The organism is Pantoea sp. CTOTU49201 (assembly GCF_032054795.1).
Classification (GTDB): Bacteria; Pseudomonadota; Gammaproteobacteria; order Enterobacterales; family Enterobacteriaceae; genus Pantoea; species Pantoea symbiotica.
This window is the reverse complement of record NZ_DAMBSA010000313.1, coordinates 1-5,599: the sequence shown is the minus strand read 5'-3', so window position 1 is coordinate 5,599 and position 5,599 is coordinate 1. Positions and strand designations below refer to the sequence as shown.

Here is a 5,599-nt window from a genome sequence, read left to right as displayed (position 1 = left end):
CAGGCATGTACTTAAACAGGAAGCGACGATCCTGACCAATACTGTTGCCGCAAATTGGCGAGGTGTTCGCCGGCACCCACTGCTTCAGGAACTCGATGGTGGCCAATTCTGCTGCACGGTCGCCATGCTCGCTGGCTTTAACACGCGCTACCAAACCGCTATTGGTATGCGTGCGCACGTTCCAGTCATCCATCAACGCCAGCTGCTCGTCAGATTGATGCACCGCGAACACTGGGCCTTCTGCCAGGATGTTCAGGTTGGCATCGGTCACGATGGTGGCGATCTCAATAATGCGATCGCGCTCCGGATCTAATCCGGTCATTTCGAGGTCGATCCAAATCAGGTTGTTTTCATTTCCAGCTGTCATGCGTTTCCCGCCTGTTGCCAAAGTCGTCATTAAACTCATTTCAGGTGTATCATAGACGTTTTGCCCAGCAGGGCGAAGCCTGGCGAAAGCCGTGAGAGGATGCGTGAGTAAAAACAAACTGTCGAAAGGTCAACAACGTCGCGTAAGCGCCAACCATCAGCGTCGTCTGCAGCAACGGAGCGATAAGCCGGAGCCGGATGATAGTCTGTTTGGAGAAGCGGCTGATGGCGTGGTGATCAGCCGTTTCGGCATGCACGCAGACGTGGAAGATAGCGAAGGCGTTGTGCATCGCTGTAACATCCGCCGCACCATTCGCTCGCTGGTCACCGGCGATCGCGTTTTGTGGCGCGTCGCCATTGGCGGCGGTAAAGGGATCGTCGAAGCGGTACACGATCGCAAAACCGTACTAACGCGCCCAGACTTCTATGACGGCGTGAAACCGATCGCCGCCAACATCGATCAGATCATTATCGTTTCGGCGATCCTGCCGGAACTGTCACTTAACATTATCGATCGCTATCTGGTCGCCAGCGAAACGCTTGGCGTGGAACCGCTGTTGGTGCTCAACAAAACCGATCTTTTGGATGCCGAAGGCCGCGCGTTTGTTGATGAGCAGATGGAGATCTATCGCAATATTGGTTATCGCGTATTGATGGTTTCCAGCCACGCCAAAGATGGTTTGGTTGAACTGGAAAGTGCCTTAACCGGCCGCGTCAGCATCTTTGCCGGTCAATCTGGCGTGGGTAAAGCGAGCCTGTTGAATAACCTGCTTGGCCTGGAGGTAGCGGCTGAAATTCTGACCAACGATGTGTCGAACGTTTCTGGATTAGGTCAGCACACCACCACCGCGTCACGCCTTTACCACTTCCCGGCGGGCGGCGATGTGATCGATTCACCGGGGGTGCGTGAGTTTGGTTTATGGCATCTGGAGCCGGAACAAGTGACGCGCGGATTTGTCGAATTCCGTGAATTCCTTGGCAGTTGCCGTTTCCGCGACTGCAAGCACGATACCGATCCGGGCTGCGCCATCCGCGAAGCGGTAGAAGAAGGCAAGATCGACATCTCGCGCTTCGATAACTACCACCGAATTCTGGAAAGTATGGCGCAGGTAAAGACGCGTAAAAACTTTTCCTCCGACGCGGATTAAGCAGTACAACGGCACATTCGCCAACGCGCTGGGGCGCTGCTACAATCCGCCCCCCTTTTTGTTAACGATACGTAATTAAGCCAGGAGGCAACGGTGTTTGATCGTTTTAAACTCGGCCTGAATCATATTTTGCCCAAAAAAGGGCTCACCGAACTTGCCGGTTGGGGCGCCAGCCGTCGTGGTGGCTGGCTTACTAAAGCGGTCATCGACATATTTGTCTGGTACTACAAAGTGGATATGGCGGAAGCCAGCAAGCCACATACCGGCAGCTACCGCACCTTCAATGATTTCTTCGTGCGTCCGTTAAAAGAGGGCGCGCGTCCTGTCGATCCTGACGCCTCTTTGCTGGCGCTGCCCGCCGATGGCGCGATCAGCCAGCTGGGCCGCATTGCTGGCGATCAGATCTTCCAGGCCAAAGGCCACAATTACAGCCTGCAGGCGCTGCTGGCCGGTAACGACGATCTGGCGGATCAGTTCCATGATGGCGAGTTCGTTACCACTTACCTCGCCCCGCGCGATTATCACCGCGTACACATGCCGTGTAACGGTGTCCTGCGCGAAATGATCTATGTGCCTGGCGATCTCTACTCGGTCAATCCGCTGACCGCGCGTAACATCCCGAATCTGTTTGCGCGTAACGAGCGCGTGATCTGCGTATTCGATACCGATCATGGCCCGATGGTGCAGATCCTTGTCGGTGCCACCATTGTCGGCAGCATCGAAACTGTGTGGGCGGGCACCATCACGCCACCGCGCGAAGGTGTAATCAAACGCTGGCGCTATCCGTCTGCCGATCATGACGGTGCGGTCGTGCTGCTGAAAGGCCAGGAAATGGGTCGCTTCAAGTTGGGTTCAACGGTGATCAACCTGTTCGCGCCGAATCGCGTGAAGCTGGCAGAAAGCCTTGAAGCCGAAAGCAAAACCCGCCTCGGTCAGCCGCTGGCCATCGCCCTGCCTCAGCCAGGCGACAGCGTCTCACTAAGCAAATAACCGGAACCTCTCCCGTGCGTGTTCTCCTCTCCCTGCTGCTGAGCCTTGTGCTCAGCAGTTCTGTATTTGCAGCCACCGTTCCGCAATCCAGCCAGCTTAAGCAGGAACTGGATGCGGCTAAATCCGCAAAAAGCTCACCCGCGCAAACAGAACAGGTGCAGGCGCTGGAAGCGGCAATCAATTTCCTCAATGAGCGCGATGAGTCGCTGGAGCGCGCGAAGCAGTATCAGCAGGTGATTGATGATTTCCCGCGCCTGGCGCGTGAATTACGCCAGCAAATCGCCACGCTTACGGATAGCAGCAAGACGGTGCGCAGTAATATGAGCAGCGCCGAGCTCGATCAGGAGCTGTTGCAGGTCAGCAGCCAGTTGCTGGAGGAAGGCCGCCAGGCGCAGCAAGAGCAGGATCGCGCCCGTGAGATCAGCGATTCACTGTCGCAGCTGCCGCAGCAGCAAACCGATGCACGCCGGGCGATGACCGAAAGCGATCGCCGCGCGCAGAGCTCCTCGGCGGCGACCACGCCGCTGGCGCAGGCGCAGATTTACGCGCGTCAGGCGGAAAACGCTGCCAACAAAGCGCGCGTGGACGAGTTAGAGCTGGCACAGCTGTCGGCGAATAACCGTCAGGAACTGGCGCGTATGCGCGCCGAAGTGCATCAGCGCAAAGCCACCCAGCTGGATAACTATCTGCAGGCGCTGCGCAATCAGCTCAACAACCAGCGCCAGCGCGAAGCTGAACTGGCGCTGGAGCGCACCGAGCAGCTGGCAGAAAACAGTGGCGATCTGCCGAGTTCGATCAGCGATCAGTTCCGCGTAAACCGCGAACTCTCCGCTGACCTCAATCAACAAGCACAGCGCATGGATTTGGTCGCTTCGCAGCAGCGTTTAGCCACCAATCAGACCTTGCAGGTACGTCAGGCACTGAGCACGCTGCGTGAGCAGTCGCAATGGCTGGGCGCGTCCAATCTGTTGGGTGAAGCCTTGCGCGCGCAAGTCGCGCGTTTGCCAGAGATGCCGAAATCTCAGCAGATCGACAGCGAAATGGGCCAGCTGCGCGTGCAGCGTCTGCATTATGAAGATCTGCTCGAGCGCCAGCAGGATCTGCGCAAATCTAAGCAAGATGATGGCACGCCGTTCAGCAGCGATCAGGTGCGCATCCTCGAAGCGCAACTCAAAACCCAGCGCGAACTGCTGAACTCACTGATTTCCGGTTGCGATACGCTGATTCTGGAAATCACCAAGCTCAAAGTTTCCAATACGCAGCTGCAGGATGCCTTAGCCGAAGTTAAAGATGCGACGCATCGCTATCTGTTCTGGACCGCCGACGTTAACACTATCGGCCTGAATTTCCCGGTTGAGATGGCGCAGGATCTTAAACGTCTGCTGTCGCTGGATACGGCGGGTCAGCTCGGCAAAGCGCTGGCGATGATGTTCACCAATCGCGAAACCGTGCTGCCGATTATTGGTGCGGTTCTGCTGGTTGGCTTCAGCATCAGTTCGCGTCGTCACTACAACGCCTTTATGGAGCGCTCCGCCAGCCGCGTCGGCAAAGTCACGCAGGACCGCTTTAGCCTGACGCTGCGCACGGTATTTTGGTCGATTCTGGTGGCGGTGCCGCTGCCGGTGCTGTGGGCCGCGCTCGGTTACGGTTTACAGCATGCCTGGCCTTATCCGTTCGCCGTGGCGATTGGCGATGGCATCACCGCCACGCTGCCGCTGCTGTGGGCCTTTATGATCAGCGCCGCGTTTGCGCGTCCCGATGGCTTGTTTGTGGTGCACTTCCGCTGGCCGCAAGCGCGCGTGGCGCGTGCGATGCGCTATTACTCGCTGTCGGTTGGGCTGATTGTGCCGCTGATCATGCTGCTGATCGCCTTTGCCAATCTCGACGATCCGCAATTCTCCGGCACGCTGGGACGCGTGTGCTTCATCCTGATTTGTGGCGCGCTGAGTATCGTCACCGTTAGCCTGAAACGCGCCGGTATTCCGCTCTATCTGGATAAAGAGGGCAACGGCGATAACTTCGTAAACCGCATTCTGTGGAACCTGATGATCGCCCTGCCGCTGGTTGCTGCCCTCGCCTCCTGCATCGGTTATCTCGCCACCGCACAAGCGCTGCTGGCGCGTCTGGAAACCTCGGTGGGCATCTGGTTCTTCCTGTTGGTGGTGTATCACATTATCCGCCGCTGGATGCTGATTCAGCGCCGCCGTATCGCCTTTGACCGTGCACGTCAGCGTCGTGCCGATATGCTGGCCAACCGCGCGCGCAGTGAAGAAGAGAAAGAGCAATCGACGCCGACAAATGCCGACACCATCGAAATCGATGAGCCAAGTATTGATCTCGATGAGATTAGCGCGCAGTCACTGCGTCTGGTGCGTTCAATCCTGACGCTGATCGCGCTGGTTTCGGTGATTGTGCTGTGGTCAGAAATTCACTCGGCGTTTAGCTTCCTCGATAACATTCCGCTGTGGAATGCCAGCACCACCATTCAAGGCGTCGATAGCGTGCAGGCGATTACGCTGGGTGCGGTGCTGATTGCGATTCTGGTGCTGATTATCACCACGCAGCTGGTACGCAATATGCCCGCGCTGCTGGAGCTGGCGCTGTTGCAGCATCTTAGCCTGGCGCCGGGCACCGGCTACGCCATTACCACTTTGACCAAATATGCGTTGATGCTGATTGGCGGCTTGATTGGCTTCTCGATGATGGGCATTGAGTGGTCGAAACTGCAGTGGCTGGTTGCTGCGTTAGGTCTGGGTTTGGGCTTCGGGATGCAGGAGATTTTCGCCAACTTTATCTCCGGCCTGATTATCCTGTTTGAGAAGCCGATCCGTATCGGCGATACCGTGACCATTCGCGATTTGACCGGCAGCATCACCCGCATCAACACGCGTGCCACCACCATTACCGATTGGGACCGCAAAGAGATCATCGTGCCGAACAAGGCCTTCATTACAGAGCAGTTCGTAAACTGGTCGCTATCGGATTCGGTGACGCGTGTGGTGCTGACGATTCCGGCGCCGGCCAGAGTCAACAGCGATGAAGTGACCAACATTCTTAAGCAGGCGGCCGATCGCTGCACCTACGTGCTGGATATG

4 protein-coding genes are annotated in these 5,599 nt (G+C 57.1%); 3 read left to right on the top strand and 1 reads right to left on the bottom strand.

What is annotated here, in order from left to right:
- Window positions 1–367 (bottom strand): oligoribonuclease (gene orn / locus RTY00_RS18615; protein ID WP_312665426.1); only part of this gene is annotated, 367 nt, incomplete at its 3' end.
- A gap of 103 nt (window positions 368–470) precedes the next feature.
- Here orn and rsgA point away from each other — a divergent pair.
- From rsgA to mscM, 3 genes are all read left to right on the top strand, one after another.
- Window positions 471–1,514: a small ribosomal subunit biogenesis GTPase RsgA gene (gene rsgA / locus RTY00_RS18610; RefSeq protein ID WP_312665425.1), complete on the top strand. Its 1,044-nt coding sequence runs from the start codon at window positions 471–473 to the stop codon at window positions 1,512–1,514.
- A gap of 93 nt (window positions 1,515–1,607) precedes the next feature.
- The gene (asd, locus tag RTY00_RS18605; protein WP_312665424.1) at window positions 1,608–2,504 is read left to right on the top strand and encodes an archaetidylserine decarboxylase; all 897 of its coding nucleotides are present in this window, start codon (window positions 1,608–1,610) and stop codon (window positions 2,502–2,504) included.
- Window positions 2,505–2,518: 14 nt separating this feature from the next.
- Window positions 2,519–5,599, top strand: a 3,081-nt coding sequence (mscM, locus tag RTY00_RS18600) for a miniconductance mechanosensitive channel MscM (protein ID WP_312665423.1), incomplete at its 3' end; no start/stop codon positions are given.